At 72.5% G+C, this 24,471-nt stretch carries 24 protein-coding genes; 11 read left to right on the top strand and 13 right to left on the bottom strand.

The features are described 5' to 3' along the window. Positions 1-2: 2 nt before the first annotated feature. The 3 genes from CFK41_RS08885 to CFK41_RS17740 all read right to left on the bottom strand — a co-directional run bounded on the left by CFK41_RS08885 (position 3) and on the right by CFK41_RS17740 (position 4,172). Positions 3-1,724: a DNA polymerase Y family protein gene (locus CFK41_RS08885; protein ID WP_096799330.1), complete on the bottom strand. Its 1,722-nt coding sequence runs from the start codon at positions 1,722-1,724 to the stop codon at positions 3-5. Then, complete coding sequence (locus CFK41_RS08880) at positions 1,724-2,527, bottom strand: hypothetical protein (RefSeq protein WP_096799329.1); 804 nt, start codon at positions 2,525-2,527, stop codon at positions 1,724-1,726. The genes CFK41_RS08885 and CFK41_RS08880 overlap by 1 nt, the downstream gene beginning before the upstream one ends. Positions 2,528-2,690: 163 nt before the next feature. After that, entirely contained in the window at positions 2,691-4,172 is a 1,482-nt protein-coding gene (locus CFK41_RS17740) for an HNH endonuclease signature motif containing protein (protein WP_151904718.1), read from the bottom strand. Between the two features lie 558 nt (positions 4,173-4,730). Here CFK41_RS17740 and CFK41_RS08865 point away from each other — a divergent pair. Continuing rightward, positions 4,731-5,762, top strand: coding sequence for an NAD(P)-dependent alcohol dehydrogenase (locus tag CFK41_RS08865; RefSeq protein ID WP_096799328.1), 1,032 nt, complete (start codon positions 4,731-4,733; stop codon positions 5,760-5,762). 22 nt (positions 5,763-5,784) lie between these two features. Here CFK41_RS08865 and CFK41_RS08860 read toward each other — a convergent pair whose 3' ends face one another. After that, entirely contained in the window at positions 5,785-6,255 is a 471-nt protein-coding gene (locus CFK41_RS08860) for a hemerythrin domain-containing protein (RefSeq protein WP_174705966.1), read from the bottom strand. 137 nt (positions 6,256-6,392) lie between these two features. On the opposite strand from CFK41_RS08860, the gene CFK41_RS08855 reads away from it, so the two are divergent. Beyond that, on the top strand, positions 6,393-7,136 hold the full coding sequence (locus CFK41_RS08855; protein ID WP_096799327.1) for a class I SAM-dependent methyltransferase: 744 nt from the start codon (positions 6,393-6,395) through the stop codon (positions 7,134-7,136). Here the strand turns inward: CFK41_RS08855 and CFK41_RS08850 are convergent. The 4 genes from CFK41_RS08850 to CFK41_RS08830 all read right to left on the bottom strand — a co-directional run bounded on the left by CFK41_RS08850 (position 7,111) and on the right by CFK41_RS08830 (position 10,953). Next, positions 7,111-8,688 (bottom strand): ankyrin repeat domain-containing protein, encoded by a 1,578-nt coding sequence (locus CFK41_RS08850; RefSeq protein WP_151904717.1) that lies wholly within the window; start codon positions 8,686-8,688, stop codon positions 7,111-7,113. The genes CFK41_RS08855 and CFK41_RS08850 overlap by 26 nt on opposite strands. 187 nt (positions 8,689-8,875) lie before the next feature. After that, positions 8,876-9,253, bottom strand: a complete 378-nt coding sequence (locus CFK41_RS08840) for a hypothetical protein (protein ID WP_096799324.1) — start codon at positions 9,251-9,253, stop codon at positions 8,876-8,878. Between the two features lie 58 nt (positions 9,254-9,311). Then, on the bottom strand, positions 9,312-10,070 hold the full coding sequence (locus CFK41_RS08835) for a TrmH family RNA methyltransferase (RefSeq protein ID WP_227873291.1): 759 nt from the start codon (positions 10,068-10,070) through the stop codon (positions 9,312-9,314). Between the two features lie 88 nt (positions 10,071-10,158). Further along, the gene (locus tag CFK41_RS08830; protein WP_096799323.1) at positions 10,159-10,953 is read right to left on the bottom strand and encodes an ABC transporter ATP-binding protein; all 795 of its coding nucleotides are present in this window, start codon (positions 10,951-10,953) and stop codon (positions 10,159-10,161) included. A gap of 101 nt (positions 10,954-11,054) precedes the next feature. On the opposite strand from CFK41_RS08830, the gene CFK41_RS08825 reads away from it, so the two are divergent. Continuing rightward, positions 11,055-12,551 carry an RNB domain-containing ribonuclease gene (locus CFK41_RS08825; RefSeq protein ID WP_096799322.1) on the top strand — a complete coding sequence of 499 codons (1,497 nt, stop codon included), beginning with the start codon at positions 11,055-11,057 and terminating at the stop codon, positions 12,549-12,551. Beyond that, complete coding sequence (locus CFK41_RS08820; RefSeq protein ID WP_096799321.1) at positions 12,548-13,333, top strand: hypothetical protein; 786 nt, start codon at positions 12,548-12,550, stop codon at positions 13,331-13,333. The genes CFK41_RS08825 and CFK41_RS08820 overlap by 4 nt, the downstream gene beginning before the upstream one ends. An 18-nt stretch (positions 13,334-13,351) precedes the next feature. Here the strand turns inward: CFK41_RS08820 and glgA are convergent, their stop codons facing one another. Next, on the bottom strand, positions 13,352-14,545 hold the full coding sequence (gene glgA / locus CFK41_RS08815) for a glycogen synthase (protein WP_096799320.1): 1,194 nt from the start codon (positions 14,543-14,545) through the stop codon (positions 13,352-13,354). Positions 14,546-14,659: 114 nt separating this feature from the next. Here glgA and glgC point away from each other — a divergent pair, with 114 nt between their 5' ends. Both glgC and serB read left to right on the top strand, forming a co-directional pair. Continuing rightward, a complete protein-coding gene (gene glgC, locus CFK41_RS08810; RefSeq protein ID WP_096799319.1) occupies positions 14,660-15,901 on the top strand; it encodes a glucose-1-phosphate adenylyltransferase in 1,242 nt (413 codons plus the stop codon). Next, on the top strand, positions 15,898-16,575 hold the full coding sequence (gene serB, locus CFK41_RS08805; RefSeq protein ID WP_096799318.1) for a phosphoserine phosphatase SerB: 678 nt from the start codon (positions 15,898-15,900) through the stop codon (positions 16,573-16,575). The genes glgC and serB overlap by 4 nt, the downstream gene beginning before the upstream one ends. A 61-nt stretch (positions 16,576-16,636) precedes the next feature. Here the strand turns inward: serB and CFK41_RS08800 are convergent, their stop codons facing one another. Beyond that, the gene (locus tag CFK41_RS08800) at positions 16,637-17,125 is read right to left on the bottom strand and encodes a SixA phosphatase family protein (RefSeq protein ID WP_227873290.1); all 489 of its coding nucleotides are present in this window, start codon (positions 17,123-17,125) and stop codon (positions 16,637-16,639) included. Positions 17,126-17,206: 81 nt separating this feature from the next. Further along, entirely contained in the window at positions 17,207-17,932 is a 726-nt protein-coding gene (locus CFK41_RS08795; RefSeq protein ID WP_096799316.1) for a beta-ketoacyl-ACP reductase, read from the bottom strand. Positions 17,933-18,102: 170 nt separating this feature from the next. Here CFK41_RS08795 and CFK41_RS18055 point away from each other — a divergent pair, with 170 nt between their 5' ends. The 5 genes from CFK41_RS18055 (at position 18,103) to CFK41_RS08770 (ending at position 23,048) form a co-directional block, all read left to right on the top strand. Further along, positions 18,103-20,283, top strand: coding sequence for a hypothetical protein (locus tag CFK41_RS18055; RefSeq protein WP_174705965.1), 2,181 nt, complete (start codon positions 18,103-18,105; stop codon positions 20,281-20,283). Beyond that, the gene (locus CFK41_RS08785) at positions 20,280-20,798 is read left to right on the top strand and encodes a hypothetical protein (protein ID WP_096799315.1); all 519 of its coding nucleotides are present in this window, start codon (positions 20,280-20,282) and stop codon (positions 20,796-20,798) included. The genes CFK41_RS18055 and CFK41_RS08785 overlap by 4 nt, the downstream gene beginning before the upstream one ends. Then, a complete protein-coding gene (locus CFK41_RS08780) occupies positions 20,795-21,766 on the top strand; it encodes an SURF1 family cytochrome oxidase biogenesis protein (protein WP_096799314.1) in 972 nt (323 codons plus the stop codon). The genes CFK41_RS08785 and CFK41_RS08780 overlap by 4 nt, the downstream gene beginning before the upstream one ends. Beyond that, positions 21,738-22,550, top strand: coding sequence for a glycerophosphodiester phosphodiesterase family protein (locus tag CFK41_RS08775; protein WP_096799313.1), 813 nt, complete (start codon positions 21,738-21,740; stop codon positions 22,548-22,550). Before CFK41_RS08780 ends, CFK41_RS08775 begins: the two co-directional genes overlap by 29 nt. A 147-nt stretch (positions 22,551-22,697) precedes the next feature. Next, on the top strand, positions 22,698-23,048 hold the full coding sequence (locus tag CFK41_RS08770) for an RNA polymerase-binding protein RbpA (protein WP_096799312.1): 351 nt from the start codon (positions 22,698-22,700) through the stop codon (positions 23,046-23,048). 84 nt (positions 23,049-23,132) lie between these two features. Here CFK41_RS08770 and CFK41_RS08765 read toward each other — a convergent pair whose 3' ends face one another. Together CFK41_RS08765 and CFK41_RS08760 are read right to left on the bottom strand one after the other, a co-directional pair. Further along, on the bottom strand, positions 23,133-23,609 hold the full coding sequence (locus CFK41_RS08765; protein ID WP_227873272.1) for an FxsA family protein: 477 nt from the start codon (positions 23,607-23,609) through the stop codon (positions 23,133-23,135). A 105-nt stretch (positions 23,610-23,714) separates the two neighbouring features. Next, on the bottom strand, positions 23,715-24,470 hold the full coding sequence (locus CFK41_RS08760; RefSeq protein WP_096799310.1) for a polyprenol monophosphomannose synthase: 756 nt from the start codon (positions 24,468-24,470) through the stop codon (positions 23,715-23,717). Position 24,471: the final 1 nt, after the last annotated feature.

The raw sequence follows: 24,471 nt of genomic DNA, 5'->3' as shown, positions 1-24,471 counted from the left end.
CCTCAGTCATAGAGCCCCTCCAGCGACCACTCCCCCGTGCGGGACAGGGCGAGCACCGCGGTCTCCTCGGCGCTCGCGCCGCGCACCACCAGCTGCAGGCGCGCGGCGCGGTGGCCGTCCCGGGCCCACCAGCGCTCGTCGATCACGACGGGGGCGCCGTGGCCGATCACCGGGTAACCGGAGCCGGCGCGGAGCCCCGCCCGCTGCAGGGCAGGGAGTCCCGGCGCGGCGATGAGCAGACGCGCGGGCGGAGCGCTCAGCAGGCCCCGAGCGGTGACCACCACGGGCTGTCCCTCGGCGTCCTCGAGCCGCACCTCGGGCGGCCGGCGGAACACGGTGGCCGGCACCGGACGCGGCAGGGATCCCGGCCAGGGCCCCTCTCGACGCGCAGGCTTCTCGCTGCGCCAGGGCACCGCGGTCACCTCCTCGGCCAGCAGCCGCCCGCCGGCGAGGATCGGCACCTGCACGGCGTCCTCTCCCGCCAGGCCCTGGGCACGGGCGAGGGCGCGGGCCGCGCGCTGGGCCGCCTCCCCCGCGCTGCCCCACAGGGCGGGGGCGTTCTCCCCCGCCGGGGCGAGCTGCAGCGGGTGCAGGCCGATCCGGGTGATCGCACCGGTCGCGGGGCCGCCGAGGCGGGCTCGGGTGATCCAGCCGTCGCATTGCCAGCGGATGCGGTCCACGACGTCGGCGACGGTCAGCGCCCCGTCGTGCCGCCAGGTGCGCTCCATCTCCTCGCCGCCCTCGGTGCGGGCCACGATCCGCAGCCGGGTGCAGACCAGACCGTGCTCGACGAGCCGGTCGTGCAGCTGCTCGGCCAGCGGTCGGGCGATGAAGGCCGCCTGGTCGGTGCGCACCAGCGGGGTCTCCAGCGTGGTCTCGGCGAGGATCGGCTGGGTGGGATGGTGGGCTGCGGGCGGCGTGGGCTCCTGGCCGCAGGCCAGCAGGTGCAGGGTCGCCACATCCGGCCCGAAGCGGTCGGCGACCGCGGCCGACGGCAGGGCGGCGAGGTCCCCGAGGGTGGTGATGCCCAGGCGCTGCAGCAGGTCGACGGTCTCCCCCAGGTCCAGCCTCCGCTCGGGGCGGGTGGCCGAGGGCTGCCCGCGGTGCCCCCAGCCAGGGCCGACGGGCGCGTGGCGCAGTGCGTCGATCGGGTGCGGGGCGAGGTACTCGGCGCTGCGGCCCTCGCGCACGATCCGTCCCGGCGGGGAGGCGAGCAGCGCGGCGAAGGGACCGTCGGCGATGCCGACGGCGCAGTCCCAGCCGGTGAGCTCGGCGACCGCATCGAGGATCCGCTCGGCGAGGGGCCCCTCTCCGCCCTGGTGGCGGGCCGGCCCGCGGGCCGACATCAGCAGCACCCCGGGGCGCAGCACGTCGACCCCGGCGGCGATCGTGTCCACCGCGGCGGCGACCAGCTCGAACAGCGCGGACTCGTGCTCGCGGTCCGCCTCCAGCACGAGCGCCTCGGGGCAGGCGGCGCGGGCGGCGCGCCGCTTCATCCCGGGCAGGACCCCGGCCTCGCGGGCCGCGACCCCGGCGTGGGTGACGCGGTGCTGCTCGAGCAGGACCACGGGGTCGGCGGCGAGGTCGAGGGCGGGTGCCGGTTCACCGTTCTCCTTCTCCTCGCGGCGCTGGTGGCGGTCCAGCGCCGCGAGCAGCGGCCAGTCCGGGACGGTGACGGCGACGGTGCGGGTGGCGGTGCGGGGCGCGGCGGCGATCGTGCTCATCAGCTCGCCCTCCGCACCGGCTGCAGCAGGCGCATCGGTCGTTCCTCGGGGCGAGGTGCTGCGACGCTCTGAGGAACGTCCGCGATCATGCCGCTGACCTGCGGGAGCACGACCTCGGTGGTGCGATGCCCGGCGATCCCCCGCCCCGCGGCGGTGATCTCGAGGCGGCGCCGACGCAGGCGCCCGGAGCCCTTCCCGAGCCCGGTCCAGCCCTGGGTGGCGGCGCGCAGGGTGAGGTCGGCGCGGCCGGGCGGGACCGCGGCGAGGATCAGGGTGTCGGCGGTGCGAGCCCGTCCCAGCAGGCTGCGCCAGAGCGCGGGCGCCAGCTCCAGGTCGGGGCCGAGCACGAGCACTCCCACCCCGTCGGCCAGGGCGGAGAGCACCTGGGGCCGCTGGTCCCCCTCGGCCGGGGTGAGGGCGAGACGGCAGGGGTCCAGGCCGGCGTCCATCGCGGAGCGCAGTCCGAGATCCGGCATCCCGGCGATCGCGCACCAGGAGTCCTCCCCCGCCGCGGCGACCGCGAGGGACAGCAGCAGCGAGGTGGTCGCGGCGCCCTCGATCGCCACGGAGCTGCCGGCGCGCAGGCTGCCGCGCGGGAACAGGCTCGAGAGCGGTCCCGGCACCGGCAGGCGGGTGCCGAGCCCGTCGTCGGCGGACTCGTCGACGGACTGCGGCGAGGACCGCAGCGCGGTGCGGTCGATCCGCCCTCCCCAGCGGGCGGCGGAGCGCTCGGCCGCGCCCAGCGCGGCGCGGGCACGGGACAGGCGCTGCTCGCGGTCCTCGATCTGCAGGGCTGTGCCCATCGTGCTTCCTCCTCCCGGCCCGCGCAGCGCTCTTCGCACATGCGTTCGAATAGGTGTTCGAACTGTACGCCTCGGACGGGGCGCCCTCAAGGTGGTCAGGTCGTGACTTCGAACGTACATACGAAGCTTCGGGGAGGGGTGTGACAGACGGGTCGGCGGGCGATCAGAACGGGGGTGGCGGTGGGTTCCTCCGCCGCTCGAGCGCGCGTCGTCGCGCCTCGAGCCGTGCCTGGTGGCGGGCCCAGGAGTCCATCAGCGCCGCGGTCGTGTGCGGGGTGGCGAGATCCTCGTTGTCCCGGACGATCACGCTCACCCGGTCCCCGATCGACCAGGTGGTCCGGCCCGGCAGGCCGGGGGTGCTCGGCAGGCGGGCGGGGTCCAGCAGTCCGTGGGTCTTCGCCCGGTGGTGCTGCCAGCACAGCAGGTGCAGGTTCTCGATCTCGGTGAGGCCGCCGTGCTCCGGGTCCCCGTGCTGGTATTCCTCGATGTGGTCGGCCTCGGAGGCCCAGGAGGTGGAGCGGGTGCAGTCGGGCACCGCGCAGGTGGAGTTGCGCAGGCGCAGGTGCTCGAGCATGGCGCGGGTCGGGGCGTAGGTCGTCGCGGGCAGGGGCAGGAAGGCGCCGCTGCACGGGTCGGTGAGCACGCGGTGCCAGGTCTCGCTCTGCCCGGCGAGCTCACGGGCCATCGAGGCCGGGATCGGGATCGTCCCCTCGAGCGTGCCGGGCTCCTGGGAGCCGCCGAGCAGGGTCATGACGGGGACGGTGATGTTCAGGCGGAAGCGGGGCTGCGGCACCCGCACCCCGTCGGTGTCCAGGGCTGCGCCGCCGAGCAGGTCGTACTGGATGAGTGCGAGGGAGGCCGGGATCCCCGTCTCGGCGACGGTCCCGCGCGGATCCACCGGCGGCACCTCCCCCGTCTCGAAGGCGCGGCGCTGGGCCGCCTGGACGGCACGGGCGGCGGCGTCGAGCCGCTGCGCGAGGGCCAGGATCTCCGGGACCGGGCCGATCACGCGCAGGCAGCCGATGCCGTCGTCCCGTGCGGGCAGCACCTCCACCCGCCGCCGGCCCTCGGGGGTCAGGTGTGCCGGGATCTCCTGCTGGGACTCCAGGCGGCCCAGCAGCCGGGAGAGCCGGTGATGGAACTGCTCCGTGGTCACGGTGGTGGGCCAGCGCGAGGCGGCGGCATCCACCGCGGACAGCTGGCGCGGGGTGAGGTGGCGGGTGCGGCGCAGGATGCGGTCGAACCACCCGGCGGGGAACTCTCCACTGTGCAGCCGGAGCAGTGTGAGCGGGAGCTGGGTGACGGCCACGTGGGCGTCGTGGAGGATGCGGCGGGCGACGGCGCGGGTGCAGCGCAGCGCGAGCGCCACCGAGAGCAGCTCGGCCTCGGCGGCGTCCTCGTCGAAGTCCGGACCCTCCGTGTCGTGGAAGGACGGGGCGAGGGCGGTGAAGTGCGCGGCGAGGCGACGGCTCTCCTCGAGGGAGGCGGCATGGACCGCTCGCAGGTGCGCGGGCAGGCGGGGAGCGGCAGGGGTGGGCGATGCGGACGCGGCCGAGCCGGGCTCGGGCGGGTTCCGGCGGGCCGGACCCCGCCCGGGTCCCTCCTCGCCGAACGGTGCCCCCGTGCTCCCACGAAGATCGCCCATCGCCGCCTCGCCCCCTCGTGATCCCATACCCCTGCACTGCGCGCGAAGGAGTGCTCATGAATTCTGGGCATTCCGTCGAACGATCGTCCCACCAGTTTATCGTCGCCGGATCGAGGCACAAGGGGCGACGGTGAATCTGTGGAAAATGTGGATAAGTGAGGAGTGGGGAGGAACGGTCGCTCCGCAGAGTGTGGACAAGGGGGTTCTGTGGAGGAAAGGTCAAGCGTGGAGCGTCGTCGAGGGGCGGGAGGGATCGCGGGGCTGCCGTTGCATAGCCGTTTCATCCGGCATACGCAAAGAATCAGATATTCGCAGGTCGTGCGGTCGCCGGGAATCGCCGAGCGGAATACCCCGATGCGTGCTGGATGGCTCTTCCGGACAATTCCGCAGAATGCTGTGGGCTCCTCGCGCCACCACCGCAGAGCGAGAGCCCAGACCGTCAGTCCGCGGGGCCGATCCCGCCGACAGGTGACCAGACGGAGACCGACGCGCGGCGATGTGGCAGAGTCGGCGGAACGGTCATGACACCTGTCCGTCCTCGCCGATCGAAGGAGACCCATGCGGGCGCTGATGCTGCACGAGAAGAACCGGATGTCCATCGAGGAGGTCGAGCCCGTCGGCTCCCCCGGCCCCGGCCAGGTGCGGATCACGATGCACACCGTCGGCATCTGCGCCTCGGACGTGCACTACTGGACCGACGGCAAGATCGGCCCCTTCGTGGTCGAGGCGCCGATGATCCTCGGGCACGAGGGCGCCGGCACCGTCGTCGAGGTCGGCGAGGGGGTGACGCACCTGGCCGTCGGCGACCGCGTCGCGATGGAGCCCGGGGTCCCCGACCCCACCTCCCGCGCCGTCAAGGAGGGCAACTACAACGTGGATCCCGGCGTGCAGTTCTGGGCCACCCCGCCCGTGCACGGCTGCCTCGCCGACGAGGTGATCCACTCCGCCGCGTACACCTACAAGCTGCCGGACAGCATGAGCTTCGCCGAGGGCGCGCTCATCGAGCCGTTCTCCGTGGGCATGTACGCCGCCACCAAGGCGGAGATCTCCCCCGGCGACGTCGCCGCCGTGGTGGGCGCCGGCACCATCGGGATCATGACCGCGCTCGCCGCCCGCGCCGGCGGCGCCAGCACCGTCTACATCTCCGACGTGCTGACCGAGAAGCTCGCCCTGCTCGACGGGCTCGAGGGCATCGTCACCGTGGACGCCACGACGGAGGACCTCGGCGAGCGGGTGCGCGCCGAGACCGGCGGCTGGGGCCCGCAGGTGGTGTTCGAGGCCACCGGCGCCGCCCCGGCGTACAAGAACCTGTGGTCCCTGCCCGCTCCCGGCGGCCGGATCGTGCTGGTGGGCATGCCGGTGGATCCGGTGCCCTTCGACATCGCCACCGCGCAGAGCCGCGGCGTCTCGCTGGAGACGGTGTTCCGCTACGCGAACGTGCACCAGAAGGCGATCGACCTCGCCGCGAGCGACGCCGTGGACCTCTCCCGCTTCGTCTCCGAGACCTTCGCCTTCGACGACTCGGTGCAGGCCTTCGAGCGCTTCCTCGAGGGTCGGCCGACGGACGTGAAGATCCAGATCGCGCTGTGAGGGCGGGCGCTGAGGTCGCGTGTCACAGCGACCCCAGCGCCTCCCCCGGATCGGCGGACAGCTCCAGCCCGTCGAGGACCGTCAGGAGCTGCCGCTCCTCGTAGCGGAAGTGGCTCTCCATGATCGCGGCGACCCCCTCGAGGTGTCGGGCGAGGACCTCCGGTCCGGAGCGGGACTCCACCGCTGCCTGCAGTCCGCCCAGCAGGTGCCCGATCATCGAATGGTCCTGCTCGAGCGCCCTCAGCACCGGGGCGAGATCGGGGTGGGCGGCCGCTATCGCCGGGAACAGGGTGCGGTCCTCACCGCGGTGATGGGCGTCCAGCGCGCTGCAGAACCCATGGCAGAACAGCAGCAGCTCCCGGGCCGGATCCTCGGCGGGATCGCCGCGCTCCACGGCGTCACGGGTGATGGTCAGGGCCTCGCGCAGCCGGCCGTGCACACGGCGCATCTCGTGGCTCCAGGCGATGAGCCTGGTCGTCTCGCGCTCAGTCACGCGCGGACGAAGGGTGCGACGAGCTCATCGTCGGTCTCCTTCGGTTCGGCGCCTCCATGCCTGACACGGTCTGCCACCGGCACGCGACGCTGGGAAAAGAGTATCGGAGAGAGGACGACGCCGGTTAGCCTCACGCGATGAGCACCCACGAGCACACCCGCCGCGCCTGGGAGGACGCCTCGCAGAAGCATGTGCGGGAGTACGCCGAGCATCTCGAGCTGGCGCGCACCGCACGGCTGCTGCCGATCGAGGAGCAGCTGCTGGGGCCGCTGCTGCGGGGCGCGGAGGTGCTGCATCCGCAGAGCGGCCACGGACTCGACGACCACGCGCTGGTGCGGCTCGGAGCCCGCAGCGTGCTGGGCATCGACTACAGCCCGACGGCGGCGGAGGCCGCGCAGCGCCGTGCCGACGAGCTCGCCGTCCCCTGCCGCTACCAGGTCGCCGAACTCCCCCGCACCGACCTCCCCTCGGGCATGACGGACCTCGTCTACACCGGCAAGGGAGCGCTGATCTGGATCGAGGACCTCGCGGCCTGGGCGGAGGAGATGCACCGCCTGCTCTGCCCGGGAGGGCACCTCTTCGTCTACGAGGCACATCCGCTGGTGCCGCTGTGGGCGTGGGACGCCGACGAGGCCCGGGTGCGCGAGGACCGCAGCTACTTCGCCGCCGGCCACATCAACGACACCTTCCCCGCGAGCGGCGCGGCCGAGCACCAGCGCACCCTGGCCGAGCTGGTGATGACCGTCCAGGGAGCCGGATTCGAGCTGCTCCACCTGGCGGAGCATCCCGATCCGTTCTGGCAGCCGGACGGGGAGGCGCCCGCGGCGGCCTGGGACGGCCGGCTCCCGAACGCGCTCAGCCTGCTGGCTCGTCGGCGCTGAACCCTCCCAGCAGCTCCAGGACCGCACTGCGGTCCTCCCCGTCGGCCGCGGCATGCTCGGCCCATCCCCGCGCCGTCGCGTGGTGGTCGGTGTCCAGCAGCTCGGGGTCGGCTCCCAGATCGAGCAGGGTCCGCACCAGGTCCGCATCGCCGCGATGTGCGGCGACGTGCAGGGCGGAGTGCCCCCGGAGCTCCCCGTCGCTCCTCCCCCAGCCGGCCTCCTGGACCCATCCCCCGTCGACCGGGACGTCGGAGCGGCCCAGCGCGTCGACGGTCAGGCCGAGCTCGACCAGCAGGCGCACGCTGTCCCTGCGGCCCTCCCGGGCTGCGGCCCACGGGACGAGGTTCGCCCCCTGCTCCCGCAGCATCTCCAGGAGCCGAGGGTGCTCCTGGACCAGGGCGTCGACGGCGTCGCGGTCGGCGCGGAAGATCGCGGCGACGAGATCGTCGACCGATGGAGCGGCCACGGTCGCAGGGCGGTGCCGCGTGCCGACCTCCTGGAGGACCGCGGTGACGTCGTCCTCGCCGTACATCCGGGCGATCTCCGCCGGTGTGCGGCCGTCCTCGAACGGAGACTCCACGTCGGCCCCGTGAGCGGCGAGCAGACCGACCCGGTGCGCGAAGCCGTGCTCGATCGCCCAGCGCAGCTGGATGCGCAGCGCCCTGACGTGGTCCGGGTGCCCCGGGCTCCGGCGCTGTCGCCACGGGCCCGGACGCGCACCGGTGGCCAGGCCGTGCTCGAGCAGCACCTCGAGGTGGTCGTCGGCCGGGAGGAACTGGCGGTTGTAGAGCGCCTGGTGGTCCACGGGGTCGGCGCCCGCCTCCAGCAGCAGGCGTGCCAGGGCGGTGGAGTGCGGGTGCGCCGGCTGTCGTCGGGGCCCCAGCTCACCGCCGCCGAACACTCCGGTGAGCACCGTGAAGACAGAGGGCCCGCCGTTCCAGAGGTAGCCCTCGTCCGGATCGGCGCCGGCTTCGAGCAGCGCCTCGGCGATGCCCAGCACAGGTGCTTCGGCGACGTCGGGATCGAGCCGGGAGTAGGCGAGCACGAACAGCGGGCCCCAGGCCGACGATCCGGAGCGCTCCGTGGCCCGTGCGGGATCCTCCTGCAGCAGCCGGCTCACCTCGGTGAGATCGGCGGCGGCCGCGGCGGCGGTGATGCTCCCTGTGACCAGTCCTGGCTCTGCGGCGAGCATCTGCCGGGCGCGGGCGCGGCGCGAGGGATCGTCGTCGGCCGAGTAGGTGAGACAGGCGAGACGGCAGAACTCCTCGACGCGGCCCTGGGGCGGTCGCGCGGGATCCCACAGGTGCTCCTCGCGGTCGGCGAGGTGATGCATCAGGCGCGGCCAGCTGGGGAAGCCGTGCTCGCGAGCGATCACGAGCTGCGCCTCATGGAGCGGGAGATCCGACGGATCGGCGTCGGGGCGGCCGGGGTGATGCTCACTCACACGAACGGCGGCCTCGGGGAGCCCTGCGCGCACCTCACGCTGGAGAGCGCGGGCCTGGCGCCTGAGATGGTCGCGGTGGGGGCGATCGGGCAGTTCACGGGTCGGCATGCCGACCTCCTCTCGAGGAGCCCGATGTCCGCAGCGACGGGCGAAAGGAGGCGGTCATGGCACGCTCCGGGTCCGTTCCAGGTGGGCTGAGCCCTTCCCGCGGACCGGGTGCTGCCTGACCAGCACCCCCGACGCTAGCGCCGGGAGCGCGGACGGGCAAGGGACGCTGATCCGGGGCGGTCGCCGATCAGCTCATGCAGGTGCCGGTGTAGTGCTGGAAGAGGGCATCGCCCGCGGAGGAGACGTCGTCGGAGTTCCCCTCCTCGAACACGGCATTCGGGTCGGCATCCAGGTCCTGGACAGCACCCTCGAGGTAGCCCTTCCAGGTGGAGAGGTCCTCGGCGAGCTCCTCGGGGACGTCCTCCTCCGCGGCGATGACCAGGTCGAGGCGGGCCTGCGCCTCCTCGACGGTGTTCATCCCGGGGATGAGGGTGGTGTAGACGACCGCGGCAGTGGCGGAGTCATCGGTGAGCGTGGTGCAGTACGCGTCCGCACCTCCGCTGCAGGAGGTGAGGGCGAGCAGCGCGGCGGTCGCGCCGAGGACGGGGATCAGGGTGCGTCGCATGAGAGCTCTCCGACGGGGACAGGGTCGGGATGAGGATATCCGGCTCGAGGACGACGGGTCAGCCGAGCATCGCGCGGCGCTGCCAGAACACGACGGCGCTCGCGGCGGCGACGTTGAGGGAGTCCACTCCCCCGGCCATCGGGATCACCACGTGCTCGTCGACGGTGCGCAGGGTCGCCGGCTTCAGCCCATGACCTTCGGCGCCGAGGACGAGCGCGACCTTGCGCTCGGGGCCGAGGTCCACCTGGTCCAGCGGCGAGGCGCCGTCGGAGAGCGCGAGCGCGAGCACGTCGAAGCCCGCCTCGTGCAGCAGCTCGATGCCCTCGCCGGGCCAGGCCGGGATCCTCGTCCACGGCACCTGGAAGACGGTGCCCATCGAGACCCGGATGGAGCGGCGGTACAGCGGATCCGCGCACTGCGGGGTCACCAGCACCGCGTCGACGCCCAGCGCCGCCGCGGAGCGGAACATGGCGCCCACGTTGGTGTGGTCCACGATGTCCTCGAGCACCGCAACGGTGCGCGCCCCGCCCAGCAGATCGGCGACTGCGGGCAGCTCCGGGCGCTGCATCGCCGCGAGTGCGCCGCGATGCAGGTGGAAGCCGGTGAGCTGCTCGATCAGCGCCTCGGCGCCGACGAAGACCGGCACCTCGGGGAACCGCTCGTACAGCGGCGCGAACTTCGCCAGCCACTTCTCGCTCATGAGGAAGGAGCGCGGTGCCATCCCGGCATCCATCGCGCGGGAGATCACCTCGTAGCTCTCGGCCATGAACAGGCCGCGCTCCACCTCGACGCGCGAGCGCAGCTTCACGTCGGTCATCCGCAGGTAGTCGTCCAGCGCCGGATCGGCGAGGTCGGTGATCCGCTGCAGCTGGGAGCCGCTCGCGGCGTCCGTGCTCACCGCGCGGTCAGCTCAGCGAGAGCGAGCGGGCGGTGAAGCGCTCCCCGCGCTGCTCGACCACCAGCGGCAGCCCGAAGGTGCGGGTGAGGTTCTGGGAGGTGAGGGTCTCGCCGATCGGCCCGGCGGCCATCACGTGCCCATCGCGCAGCAGCGCCACGTGGGTGTAGCCCGGCGGGATCTCCTCGACGTGGTGGGTGACCAGAACGGTCACGGGGGTCGCGGGATCCTTCGCGAGCCGGCCCAGGGTGCGCACGAGGGACTCGCGCCCGCCCAGGTCCAGGCCGGCGGCCGGCTCGTCGAGCAGCAGCAGCTCGGGATCGGTCATCAGGGCGCGGGCGGCGAGGACGCGCTTGCGCTCGCCGGTGGAGAGGGTGCCGAACATGCGCTGGGCGAGATCTCCCACGCCGAAGGCGGCCAGCAGGGTGCGGGCGCGGTCGAGGTCGAGGTCGTCGTACTCCTCGCGCCAGCGGCCGACGACGCCGTACCCGGCGGTGACCACAACGTTCTCCGCGGTCTCCTCGACCGGGATGGTGTCGGCGAGCTCCTGGCTGGCCAGGCCGATCAGGGGCCGCAGCTCGAAGATGTCGACCTTGCCGAGCTGCTCGCCGAGGATGTGGACGGTGCCCGCCGTGGGGTGCAGGCGGGCCGAGAGGAGGCGCACCAGGGTGGACTTGCCGGCGCCGTTGGGGCCGAGGACCGCCCAGCGCTCCCCCTCCCCCACCTCGAGCGACACCGCATCGAGGATCGGGGTCCCGCTGCGGCGGACGGTGACATCGTTCAGGGCTGCTGCTGCGACGGACATGGCCCCGAGCCTATCGGTTCCGGTGCCCCGATCAGGCCCACTCGCCCATGGCCTCGCCCATAGACTGACCGGGCCCGAACCACCGCCTCCAGGAGGTCCCCGTGCCGCATCGTCCCGTCTCCCTGCATGCCCCGCGAGGCTCGGTCGCGGCCGACGAGCTCCGCGCGGGCATCGACGCCCTGCTCGCGGACCAGGCCGGGGAGGAGCCGCTGGAGTTCCCGCCCGAGGTCCTCGCCGCCGCGGAGAGCGCCGTCTCCCGGGCGAGCACGTCGCCGGAAGGTGCGGATCGCACCGAGGTCCCCTTCGTCACGCTGGACCCCGCGAGCTCCACCGACCTCGACCAGGCGATGCACCTCGAGCGCACCGACGGCGGGTACCGGGTGCTGTACGCGATCGCGGACGTGCCGCTCTTCGTCGACCTCGACGGGCCGATCGACCACGAGGCGCGTCGTCGCGGCGAGACCCTCTACCTGCCCGACCGGCGGATCCCGCTGCACCCCGAGGTGCTCTCGGAGGGCGTCGCCTCCCTGCTGCCGGAGCAGACCACCCCAGCCTTCGTGTGGGTGCTCGAGCTCGACGCGACCGGAGAGGTGCAGGGCATCGACCTGGAGCGGACACGGATCCGGTCGGTCAGCAAGCTCGCCTACGACCAGGTCCAGGAGGACCTCGACAGGGGCCAGGGGCACCCCATGATGGTGCTGCTCCAGGAGATCGGGGAGCTGCGCACCGCTCTCGAGGCGGAGCGCGGCGGGGCGAGCCTGAACGTCCCCGAGCAGGAGGTGGTGGCGGAGGACGGCCTCGTGCACCTGCAGTGGCGCCGGCCCCATCCGATCGAGGACGCCAACGCCCAGATCTCCCTGATGACCGGGATGGCCGCCGCGCGCCTGATGCTCGAGCACGGCGCCGGGATCCTGCGCACGATGCCGCCGGCGGAGCAGTCCGCGGTGGACCGCTTCCGCCGCCAGACCGAGGCGCTGGGCAATCCCTGGCCGGCTGAGCAGAGCTACGGCGACTTCCTGCGCTCCTTGGACTGGCACGACCCGGTGCACCTGGCGCTGCTGAACCAGGCCACCTCGCTCTTCCGCGGCGCGTCCTATGCCGCGTTCACGAGCGAGGCGGAGGTCCCCGCCGAGCACGCGCAGTCCGCGATCGCCGCGCCCTACGCCCACACCACGGCGCCTCTGCGCCGCCTGGTGGACCGCTTCGTGCTGCTCGTCTGCCACGCGCACACCAGGGGCGAGGCCCCGGCCCCCGAGCTGCTGGCGGTGCTCACGGAGATCCCGGAGGCGATGCAGGCCGCCGGCGCACGCTCCGGGAACCTCGAGCGGGCCGCCCTCGAGCTGGTGGAGGCCATGGCGCTCAGCGCCTGGGAGGGCCAGGTCTTCGAGGCCTCTGTCATCGAACGGCGGGAGGCGAGCCGCTCGGAGAACGGGGACGGCGCCCCCACCCGTGTCGAGGTGCAGCTCACCGATCCGCCGGTCACCGCCTGGGTGCCGTTGGACGCAGCCGTCGGTGAGATGGTGCGCGTGCGGCTGGCCTCGGTCGATCCCGCCGCCCGACGGGTGGAGTTCGTCGCGGCCGACGAGGACGGGGCATGACCGAAGCCGCCTCCGGTCGCGATCTCGTCGCGCTCCCCCGCGCTGCGGTGCTGATGCTGTGGACCGCCGCCTACCAGCGTGGGGACCTCGGACCCGACGACGCCGCGCAGATGAGCTACGGGGTGGGCCGCACCGGGCCGAGCGGCGAGGGCGAGGACCTGTTCACCTGGATGACCGGGCTGCGGCGCCTCCCCCTCGCCCAGCTGCGCCTGGTGCTCCCCGTGCCCGGGCGACTCGCCGGCCTCGTGGGTCCGCCCGCGGCGATCGGTCCGGCGCTCGAGGCGGAGCAGGCGATCGTGGTCACCGCCGCCGGGCTCGCGGACCACACCCTGATCCCCTTGATCACGCCGGTCCAGCATGAGCAGCGTCCGGTCAGCGCGGTCACCTGGCTGAAGGTCCCCGCCCCGGTCGGGGCGCAGGTCCCGCCGGCGGCGAGCTCGGGCAGCGCCCGGGAGGAGCTGCTGCACGCCCTGCGCCGCACGGCCGGGGGCAGCGTCGACCTCGATCTGGTGCCGGAGGAGCCCGTCGAACCGGCGCGCATCCCGGACTCCTGGATCTCGACCGCGCTGCCCCGCCATCTGGAGGCCTCGGAGGCCCACCTCCTGGTGCTCGCCTCGCGCACCCTGCTGCTCACCCGGGCCGAGATCGCCGAGGGCCACGGCCACACCGTGCATCTGTCCGAGGCGCTGACGCGCCGGGGTCTGCTCGACGAGCTGCACGACGCGGCCCGCAGCGCTCTGGTCGAGACGATCGAGCGGATCGTCGCGGACGAGGCCGGCTGAGGCCCGCGCGGTGCCCGCTCAGGAGTGCTGGGCGATCACCGTGCGGTAGACCTCGAGGGTGCGCTCGGCGATGGAGGTCCAGGAGAAGTGCTCCGCCGCACGGCGTCGGGAGGCCTCCCCCATCTGCCGTGCCCGCTCCGGGTCCGAGACCATCCGCACCAGCGCGTCGCGGGTGTCGGCGATGAACTTCTCCGGGTCCACCGGGGTGCCGGTGCCGTCGGTGAGCTGCTCGAGGGGGACCAGGTAGCCGGTCTCCCCGTCGGCCACGACCTCCGGGATCCCACCGGTGGCCGAAGCGACCACGGGGGTGCCGCAGGCCATCGCCTCGAGGTTTACGATGCCGAGCGGCTCGTAGATGCTGGGGCAGGCGAACGCGGTGGCGTGGGTGAGGATCTGGGTGAGCTCATGGCGCGGCAGCATCTCGGTGATCAGGTGCACGTTGCCGCGGGTCGTGGCGAGTTCCTCGACCAGCGAGTTCACCTCCTGGGCGATCTCCGGGGTGTCGGGGGCGCCGGCGCACAGCACCACTTGGATGTCGGCGGGCAGGTCGCGCACCGCGCGCAGGAAGTACGGCAGCCCCTTCTGGCGGGTGATGCGGCCGACGAACGCGATCGTGGGTGCCTCGGGATCGATGCCCCGGGAGGTCAGGGCCGAGGTCTCCGGGTTCGGCGACCACTGCTCGATGTCGATGCCGTTGTGCACCACGTGGACCTTCGCCGGATCGACCGAGGGGTAGGCCCGCAGGATGTCCTCGCGCATCCCGGCGGAGACCGCGATGATGCCTGCGGCGCCCTCGTAGGCGGTGCGCTCGGCGAAGGAGCTGACCGCGTAGCCGCCGCCGAGCTGCTCCGCCTTCCACGGACGCAGCGGCTCCAGCGAGTGGGCCGAGAGCACGTGGGGCGCTCCGTGCAGCAGCGAGGCCATGTGCCCGGCGAAGTTCGCGTACCAGGTGTGGGAGTGGATCAGGTCCGCGCCGGCGCAGTCGGCGGCGATCAGCAGGTCCGTGCCCAGGGTGGACAGCGCCGCGTTGGCGCCCTCGAGCTCGACGGGCGTGGAGTAGGAGAAGGTCCCCTCCTCCTCGCGGTCCGCTCCGAAGGCGCGCACCCGCACCTCCGCGTGCGGTCGCAGCACCTTGGTCAGCTCGGCGACATGGACCCCGGCACCGCCGTAGATCTCCGGCGGGTACTCCTTGGTGAGCAGATCGACACGCATGTCCGGCTCCTCCTCCTTCTGCAGCGGCTGTGTCCCAGCGTCCCTGATCCTCACATCGTCCCACTCGGGAGCGATGGTGCGTGACGAGTGCCACGTCTGCACTATCCTCGCACCATGTCGTCCAAAAAGGTCCTCGCCATCGTCCTCGCCGGCGGCGAGGGAAAGCGGCTGATGCCGCTGACCCTCGATCGGGCAAAGCCCGCAGTGCCGTTCGGCGGCATCTACCGCCTCATCGATTTCGCGCTGTCGAACATCGTGAACTCCGGCTACCTCCGGGTGGTCGTCCTGACCCAGTACAAGTCGCACTCGCTGGACAAGCACATCGCCCAGACGTGGCGCATGAGCTCGCTCCTGGGCAACTACGTCGCACCGGTCCCCGCGCAGCAGCGCATGGGCAAGCACTGGTTCCGCGGCAGCGCCGATGCGATCGCGCAGTCGCTGAACCTGATCGCCGACGAGAAGCCCGACCACGTCGTCGTGGTCGGTGCGGACAACATCTACCGCATGGACTTCTCGCAGATGCTGGCCGCCCATGTCGAGTCGGGGAAGTCCTGCACCGTCGCGGCGATCCGCCAGCCGATCGAGATGTCCGATCAGTTCGGTGTCATCGAGACGGACCCCTCGGACCCCACCACCATCAAGGCCTTCGTCGAGAAGCCGACCACGACCGAGGGACTGGCCGACGACCCCGGCTCCATCCTCGCCTCGATGGGCAACTACATCTTCAACGCCGACGCCCTGGTCGAGGCCGTCACCCGCGATGCGGAGGACGACTCCTCCAAGCACGACATGGGCGGGGACATCGTGCCCTCCTTCGTCGCGGAGGGCGACGCGGCGGTCTACGACTTCATCCGCAACGACGTGCCCGGGTCGACCGACCGCGATCGGGACTACTGGCGGGACGTCGGCACCCTGGACGCGTTCTACGACGCGCACATGGATCTCATCTCGATCCACCCCGTCTTCAACCTGTACAACGACGAGTGGCCCACCTTCACCGGGCACCGCAACACTCCCCCGGCGAAGTTCGTCCACGCCGGCCCCGGACGTGTCGGCTCCGCGGTGGACTCGGTCATCTCCCCCGGTGTGGTGGTCTCCGGCGCTCAGGTCTCCAGCTCGGTGCTCTCTCCGGGCGTCCGCATCAACTCCTGGTCGAGCGTCTCGGACTCGGTGCTGATGGACGATGTGATCGTGGGACGTCACTGCCAGATCCACCGCGCGATCATCGACAAGTCGGTGGTGGTGCCGCCGCGCACCCAGATCGGACTGGACGCGGACAAGGACCGCGCCCGCGGCTGGGTGGTCACGGAGTCCGGCATCACCGTGATCGGCAAGGGCACGGTCATCACCCCGTGACGGCGGGGACTGCACCGAACGCCTCGGCCGTCGCCACCGGGCTGCTGGTCTCGGACGTCGACTCGACCTTCCTCACCCAGGAGGTCATCGAGCTCGTCGCCGAGCACGCCGGCGTGCGCGACCGGGTCGAGGAGATCACCACCGCGGCGATGCGCGGGGAGCTGGACTTCTCCCAGTCGCTCCGTGCCCGGGTGGCGCTGCTCGAGGGTCTGGAGGAGTCGGTCCTCGCCGAGGTGAGGGCCGCGCTGGTGCCCACTCCGGGCGCCCTGGAGCTGGTGCGTCGGGCGAAGGACGCCGGCTGGGTGGTCGCGCTCGTCTCCGGAGGCTTCCACGAGGTGATCGATGATCTCGCCGCCGAGGCGGGGATCGATCATGTCCGCGCCAACCGCTTCGAGATCGTCGACGGCCGCTTCACCGGAGCGGTCCGGGGACCGATCATCGACGGGACCGCGAAGCGTCGGACCCTCGAGGAGCTCGCCGAGCGCCATGGCGTCCCGGCGCAGCGGATCGTGGCCATGGGCGACGGGGCCAACGACCGCGAGATGCTCCTCGCCGCAGGCACCGGGATCGCCTTCCGCGCCAAGCCCGCCCTGCGGGAGGTCGCGGACGTCACGATCGACGGCGAATCGCTGCTGGAGGCGTGGCAGCACCTCGAGAGCGCCGCGTCGCGCTGAGCGATCCGGACGACGGACGGCCCGGGCACCAGATGCCCGGGCCGTCCTCATGTCACAGGGGTCAGGGGCGCACGATGGTGTGCAGCGTCAGCGACTCCTCCTCGAGCCTCCCCCACCCGTCCGCGGATCCGGAGAGGACCGCCATGGCCCCCGTCGGCATCCCGATCCGGGCCTGGGCGGCCGCGGCGGCCTCCGAGTCGTCGTCGGCGAGCAGCGACGTGAGGGTGGAGATCGTCGGCTCATGGCCCACCACCATCACCACCGGATGGCTCGCATCCACGTCGTGCAGGAGGGACAGCACCTCCGCCGCGCCGCCGGTGTAGATCTCCTCGTGGAAGGTGACCGTGCCGTCGAAGTCCGGCATCGACGAGGCCGTGGCCTCCCAGGTCTGGACGGTGCGGGCGGAGTCCGAGACCAGCACCCGGGAGACCTGCACGTTCTGCGCGGCGAGGTACTCCCCGACCAGCTGTGCCTGTGTCACCCCTCGGTCTGCCAGTGCACGGTCGTGGTCCGGACGGCCGGACCCGCTCTCCGCCTTGCCATGACGCATGAGGAGCAGCAGACGACTGTCGGGGTCGGAGGATGACATGGGGGTGCTTTCACGCCTTACGTCGGTGGTGGAAGGACGGGTTCAGTGTCCCATGCCGAGACCGCCGTCGACGGGGATCACCGCACCGGAGATGTAGGCCGCGTCGTCGCTCGCGAGGAAGGCGACGACCTTGGCGACCTCGGCGGGATCGGCAAAGCGGCCGGCGGGGATCGCCTTGCGGTACGACTCCTGCAGATCCTCGCCGAGGGACTGGGTCATCTCGGTGTCGATGTAGCCCGGGGCGACCACGTTGGCGGTGATGCCGCGGGAGCCGAGCTCGCGGGTGAGCGCGCGGGCGATCCCGATCAGTCCGGACTTCGAGGCGGCGTAGTTGACCTGGCCGGGCGAGCCGTAGAGGCCCACCACGGAGCTGATCAGCACGATGCGGCCCTTCTTCTTGCGCATCATCGACTTGATGACCCGCTTGACCGTGCGGAACGAGCCGGTGAGGTTGGTGTCGAGCACCTTCTCGAAGGAGTCGTCGCCCATGCGCAGCAGCAGCTGGTCGTCGGTGATGCCGGCGTTGGCGACCAGCACCTCGACCGGGCCGTGCGCCTCCTCGACGGTCTTGATGGCCGCATCGAGGCTGGTGCCGTCGGTGACGTCCGCCGCGACGGTGAGCGCGCCCTCGGGGCCGCCCTCGCCGGATCGGCTGGTGACCGCCACCTTGTCCCCGCGGCGGAGGAACTCCTCGGCGATCGAGCGCCCGATGCCCCGGTTCCCTCCGGTGATCAGGACGCTGCGGGGGTCGGTGGTGGCGTCGGTCATGCGAACTCCTGGGTGAATGGTCTGGATGGTCGTTCTGGCTGGACGGGCGACCTGCGTGCCGCGGGCGGCTGACGCCTGTGCGCATCCCTGTGCTCTACGATACGTGTCCAGAGAGTGTCGGGATCCGAGGGGGAGCCCGACCATCCGATCGCTCCGGAAGGTGCTGCCCGATGGCTTACCGCTTCAACCCGCCGCCGAACTGGCCCATCGAGGACACCACCTGGAGCCCGCCTCCCGGCTGGCAGCCGGATCCGTCGTGGGGCCCTGCCCCGGACGGCTGGAACTTCTGGGTCGCCGACGACCAGGCCCCCGCCGCTCCGGCCGCGGCCTCGGCTCCCGCCGACGACGCCACCCATGTCGCCTCGACCGCGGATCAGATGCCCGCCGCCGACGCGGACGCGGACGCGACGCATGTCGCCTCGACCGGTGAGCAGGCTCCGGCCTCCGAGCCCGCCGAGGACGACGCAACCCGTCTGGTCTCCACCGGCCCGCGCGGTGACGCGCAGGGTGGGCAGCCTGTGACGGCGGACCAGCCGAACGGTCAGGAGATCTCCGGTCAGGAGGACGTCGCGCAGGATCAGGCGTCGACCTCCGCTCCTCAGCCGGTCGGGCAGTACGGCTCGATGAACCCCTACGGCTCCCCGGCATCTCAGGACGACTCCGCGGCAACAGGTGCCGGCCACGGCCGTCACGCCGGAGCTCCCACGGATGAGGGCGCACCGGCCTCGGCGCCCGCCCCGGCGTCCGAGTCCTCGGACGACGTGGCCACCCATGTCGCGGGCTCCGGTCGGCGATCCGCCGTCGAGGAGTCGCCCCAGCAGGGCATCGCCCCGGCAGCGGCCGGTGGTGCGGTGGCCGGTGGTGCTGTGGCCGGTGGCGCGGCAGCCGGTGCTGCTGGCGCGAGCGCGTCGGACGACCCGGCGGCTGAGACCGCTCCTGCCGCAGGCGCCCCTGCCGAGAGCGCCCCTGCCGACGACGCTCCGTCGGAGGCTCCCGACAACTCGTCGAGCGCGCCGGACACGGCCGAGTACCAGGGACCGGATCTCGAGGCCGGGCTCGCCCAGCCGGCTCCGTACGAGTCCGCTGTCCCGGCCGAGGGTGCTGAGACTGCAGGCTCGCAGGCGGATCAGACCCAGGACGGCGCCGGTCACGGTGCTGCAGCGGTCGCCGGCGGGGCCGCTGTCGGAGGCGTCGCCGCAGGTGCTGCAGCGGCTCACGGCACCGGGGACTCCTCGGCAGCCGGTGATCCCGCGCAGGCGTCCTCCGCGCCGGTCCATGGCCAGGAGTCGGCGGGGCAGGGCTACGGCCAGGAGGCGGCAGGTCAGGGCTACGGCCAGGCCTCCTCGGCCCCGGGCTACGGCCAGGCCTCCCCGACCCCGGGCTACGGCCAGGCGTCCCCGAATCAGGGCTATGGCCAGGGTTCGCCCGCGCAGGGCTACGGCCAGGAGCCCGCGGGGCAGGGCTACGGCCAGGCCTCCCCGGCCCCGGGCTACGGCCAGGCCTCCCCGACCCCGGGCTACGGCCAGGCGTCCCCGAATCAGGGCTATGGCCAGGGTTCCGCACCGGAGTACCCCGGTCAGGGATCCGCCTCGGACTACCCGGCGCAGGGCTTCGGCCAGGGATCCCCGGGGATGGACACCGGCTCCGGCTGGACCGCCTCCACCGGGGCGGGCGAGCCGCCCAAGAAGGGCTTCCTGGCACGCTTCTGGTGGCTGGGCTGCCTCCTCATCCTGCTCCTGGCACTGATCGTCCTCATCGCGGGCGGCATCTGGCTGTTCAACCGCGGCGGTGATGAGGAGGCCGGCGGCGGCGGCGGGACCACCGCCACCGAGGAGCAGACCACCGACGGCGAGGAGACCACCGAGGAGGACCCGACGGAGGAGGCGACCACCGAGGAGGAGACCGAGGAAGCCGTCACCCCGACGGATCTCGCCACGATCGATCCCGCGGCGAAGGCCATCAACTTCGTGGGCACGGATGGCACCGGCACCATGGCCGTGGACATGAAGTACGCCAAGGGCGCGGATCTCAAGAACTCATACGGCGGCACCGTCGACGACGCCGAGCAGGGCGAATACCTCGTGGTCACCGCCAAGTTCACGGTCACCGAGGGGACCTACGAGTTCAACCCCTTCCAGTTCTCTGTGAAGACGCCCTACGGCGGCGCGGTCGAGCCGTCCGACAAGACCTACAGCCTCGTCGGCTCCGGCGTGGGCGGCGGAGCGCCCTACCAGTTCAAGGCCGGGGATGAGTACACCGTGCAGATCCTGTTCGATGTGAAGCGCGCGGGCGGCAACGTCCTCGAGTTCGACACCTACCAGGACACCTACAACTGGGACGTCCCTGCGTGACACAGGGCCAGCGCTTCAACCCGCCGCCGAACTGGCCGGAGCCCCCGCATGACGGGTGGACCCCGCCGGCGGACTTCAGCCCCGGGCATGCCTGGGGCCCGGTCCCGGCCGGGTGGAGGCTCTGGCTCCCCGGAGGCAGCACCGACCGGGGCACGGCTCCGCTGCAGGCGTCCGAGGACGTCCCTGCCAGCGGAGCCCGCCCCCGTCGGCGCGTCGAGCAGTACCCCGTCGCGGTCCTGAACCCCGGCATGTGGGCCGAGAACCACCTGCAGGGCGAGGACTACGGCTTTCCGCCCGCTCCCGCGCGCACGGACCGCCCCCGCCTTCGCCTCGGCATGACCATCGGCGTCACGGCGCTGGGCTTCATTGTGGCCGCGGCCACCGCGATCCTGTTCGTCCAGCTCGTCGACTTCGGGATCAACGACCTCACCCGTGTGCTCTCAGAGGCGGCGGGCAGCCTCGGGCAGGCCGACCTCGGCGCCGAGGACACAGCGAGCACGCCGGTTCACGGATGACATCTCGCTCCACCCGTCGTCGGATCCTGCTCAGCCGCGACACCCTGCTGGGACTGGTCGCCGTGCTGGTGCTCTCCGCAGTCTGCATCGCCCTCGGCATGTGGCAGTACGGCCGCTACGAGAACCGTCGTGACCAGGCGGCCGTGGTCCACTCCAACTACGACGCCGCCCCCGTCGCGCTCGACCAGGTGCTGAACGACCCGGAGGCGGCTCTGCCTGCGGCGGACGACTGGACCCCGGTCTCTGTACAGGGCAGCTACTGCACCACCGAGGACTGCGTGCTCTACGTGCGCAACAGGCAGCTCTCGAGCACCGTGGGCTTCTGGCAGCTGGTGCCCTTCCATGCCGATGACGGCACGACCCTGCTGGTGGTGCGCGGCTGGGTGCCCACCGACGCGTCCGACTCCCAGCCGCACGATCCCCCGGCGGTTCCGGAGGGCGAGATGACCGTCACCGCCCGCCTGCGTCCCGCCGAGGTGGTGCTCGACCGCGAAACGCCGCCGGGTCAGACCCACTCGGTGAACCCCCCGCAGTCGGCGGAGCTCATGGGGCAGGACTCCCCCGATCTCGTCACCCGGGCCTACGGCGAACTGGTCGCGGAGACGCCGCGCGACGGCGGTGCGGCGCCGGAGCGACCCGCTGCGCTCCCCTCCCCCGACACCTCGCTCGGCCCGCACCTGTCCTACTCCTTCCAGTGGTGGATCTTCGCGCTGTTCTTCCCCGCAGCGCTCGTCCACCGCACCCGCCGTCTGCTCCAGGACGCCGCCGCGGAGGAGCAGGAGGCCGGCGAGGCGCCGTCCACTCCGGCGGACGCACCCGCACCGCATGACCAGGGCGCACCCGCCGCCGCGAGCCGACCGGCGCAGCGCCCCGCAGACCACCATCGTCCCCGCCGCGCGGTCCGCGCCCGCCGTCGAGGACAGGACGAGGAGGAAGAGGATGCACTCATCGACCATCGGACGCCCTGACCACCCCGCACGTCCGGTCTCGCGGTTCCTGCCCGGCCCCCGCCCGCGGCGCATCGCCCACCGGGGACTCGCGCTGGACGGCGCGGAGAACACCCTGCGCGCCTTCGAGACGGCGCTGCGGGCCGGCGCCGACATGCTCGAGACCGACACCCGCGCCACCCGCGACGCACTCGCGCTGGCCGTGCACGACGAGGACCTGCTGCGCATCGCCGGAGATCCCCGCCGCATCGACGAGCTCGGCGCCCACGAGGCCGGTGCCGTGCGCCTGGCCGGCGACGAGCCGCTCGCCATGCTCGAGGACGTGCTGGGGACCTTCCGGGACGTGCCGATCAACATCGACATCAAGTCGCCCTCGGCGATCGGTCCTGCGGTCGCGGCGATCAGCCGCACCCGCAGCGCGGACCGGGTGTGCCTGGCCGGGTTCGACGGCGCGGTGGTGAGGAAGACCCTCGCGACTCTCCACGCGGCCACCGGCATCACCGCCGTGCGCAGCCCGGCCCGGGGGACGATCGGCCGCTTCCTCGCCGCTCGCGCCGTGGAGGCCCCGGACGCCGTGATCTCGCGGATCCTCGCCCCCTACGGCGCGCTCCAGGTCCCCGAGCACCACCGAGGGGTGGCGATCGTCACGGAGGCCAACATCGCCGCCGCTCATCGGGCGGGATGCGAGGTGCATGTGTGGACCGTCGACGATCCGACGACCATGCGGGATCTGCTGGTCAAGGGCGTGGATGGTATCATCAGCAATCGTGTCGATCTGCTCTCCGAGCTGCTCGACAGCGCCTGAACAGCGAGGGCCCGGCTGACCCCGGGAACAGACCCGGCCCCGCGGGCGTTGGCATCACCGGGCGTCGCCATCACGCGCGTCACGACCCACAGACCTCACCGGGCGGTCCGCCGTCCGACCCCATCCCCGGCAGGAAGCGAGAACCGCATGAGCAGCCGCAGCCTGCGAGGCACCCGACTGGGCTCCCTCTCCATGGAGACCGACGAGGGCGTCCTCGCCGCACCGCGCCAGGAGGCCGTCTACGACTGCCCCAACGGCCACACCATCGTCCTCCCGTTCTCGGTCGAGGCCGACGTCCCCGCCGTGTGGGAGTGCCGCTGCGGCGCCTCCGCGCTGCTGCGCGACCACGAGCGTCCCGAGGAGAAGCCGGGCAAGCCCGTGCGCACGCACTGGGACATGCTGCTCGAGCGTCGCAGCGAGGAGGAGCTCCAGGTGCTCCTCGACCAGCGCCTCGCGCTCCTGCGCGCCGGCAAGCTGCATCAGCGTCGCAACCTCTGATCGCACGCCCCCAGCACGACATCGCCCCCGTTCCCGCCATCTCGGCGGGGCGGGGGCGCTGTCTTCGGCCGACGGGCCGGGCGGTCAGTCCTGGATCAGCGTGGGCGGGGTGCCGTCCGCGCCCCGGTCCCGGGAGCGGTTCTCGAGGATGATCTCTCCGTCGATCACGCCGGTGCCGGAGCGCCGGTAGAGCACGGTGCGGGCGCTCTCGGCGCCGCTGCCCAGACCCATAGCCCGCACCGAACGGCGCTGGACGGGGGTCAGCAGCAGCACCAGGCCGATGAGGTCGGTGAGGACGCCCGGGAAGAAGAAGAACAGGGCGGACAGCAGCGTGAACCCGGGCCGCGAGAGGTGGTCCTGGACGTCGCCGCTCCCCCGCACGGCACGCAGCAGCGAGCGAAGGCGCACGAACGACTGCTGGCCCGCGGCGACCAGCAGCGCGATGCCGATCACCCAGCCGATCGCGACGATCAGCACGGCCCACCACAGGCTCGAGTTGATGCCGATGAGCACGAGGATGGTCAGCTCGAGCAGCCCCAGCACCACGATCAGGACGGGCACCAGGGATCCCCATCGCGAGCTGCGGGGGCGTGCGGAGGCACCCTGACTGCGGGGATGCTGTGCGTCCACGAGGGCTCCCTTCCTTCGGCGTCGGGTCCGATCAGACTAGCCCAGAGCCTTGCGAAGGCCCTGGGTGCGCCGTGAGAGACCCCAGGACGTCACCTTCAGCAGCGCCTCGCGCACGATGCTCGAGGACATCTTGGACGCGCCCGCCGTGCGCTCGTCGAAGTCGATCGGCACCTCCGTGATCACGGCGCCGAGGTCACGTGCCCGACGGGTCATGTCGATCTGGAAGCAGTAGCCCTGGGACGCGATGTCGGTCGCGATCAGGTCCTCGAGCAGCTCGGCGCGGAAGACGCGGTACCCGGCGGTCGCATCGGCGACGCCGAGGCCCAGCAGCAGCTGCACGTACAGGTTCGCGCCGCGGGAGAGGAGCAGACGGTGCACGGGCCAGTCGTGGACCGCGCCGCGCGGGATCCAGCGGGAGCCGATCGCGAGATCGGCGCCCCGCCGCACCGCCTCCAACAGCCCGGGCAGCTGCTCCGGCCGGTGCGAGGCATCGGCGTCCATCTCGACCAGCTGCTGGTATCCGTGCTCCAGGCCCCAGGCGAAGCCGGCGAGATAGGCGGGACCCAGCCCCTGCTTGCCGGCGCGGTGCAGCACGTGCACGGCCGGGTCCTCCGCGGCGACGGTCTCCGCCCAGTCCCCGGTGCCGTCCGGCGAGGAGTCGTCGACCACGAGCACGTCGACCTCCGGCACGGCGGTGCGCAGGCGTGCGAGCGTGCCGGGCAGGGTCTCGCGCTCGTCGTACGTGGGGATCACGACGAGGGTCGGCGGCAGCGGGGCGTTCGACGGGTGCATG

Source organism: Brachybacterium ginsengisoli, assembly GCF_002407065.1.
GTDB classification, from domain to species: Bacteria; Actinomycetota; Actinomycetes; order Actinomycetales; family Dermabacteraceae; genus Brachybacterium; species Brachybacterium ginsengisoli.
This window is presented reverse-complemented; position numbering and strand designations above follow the sequence as displayed.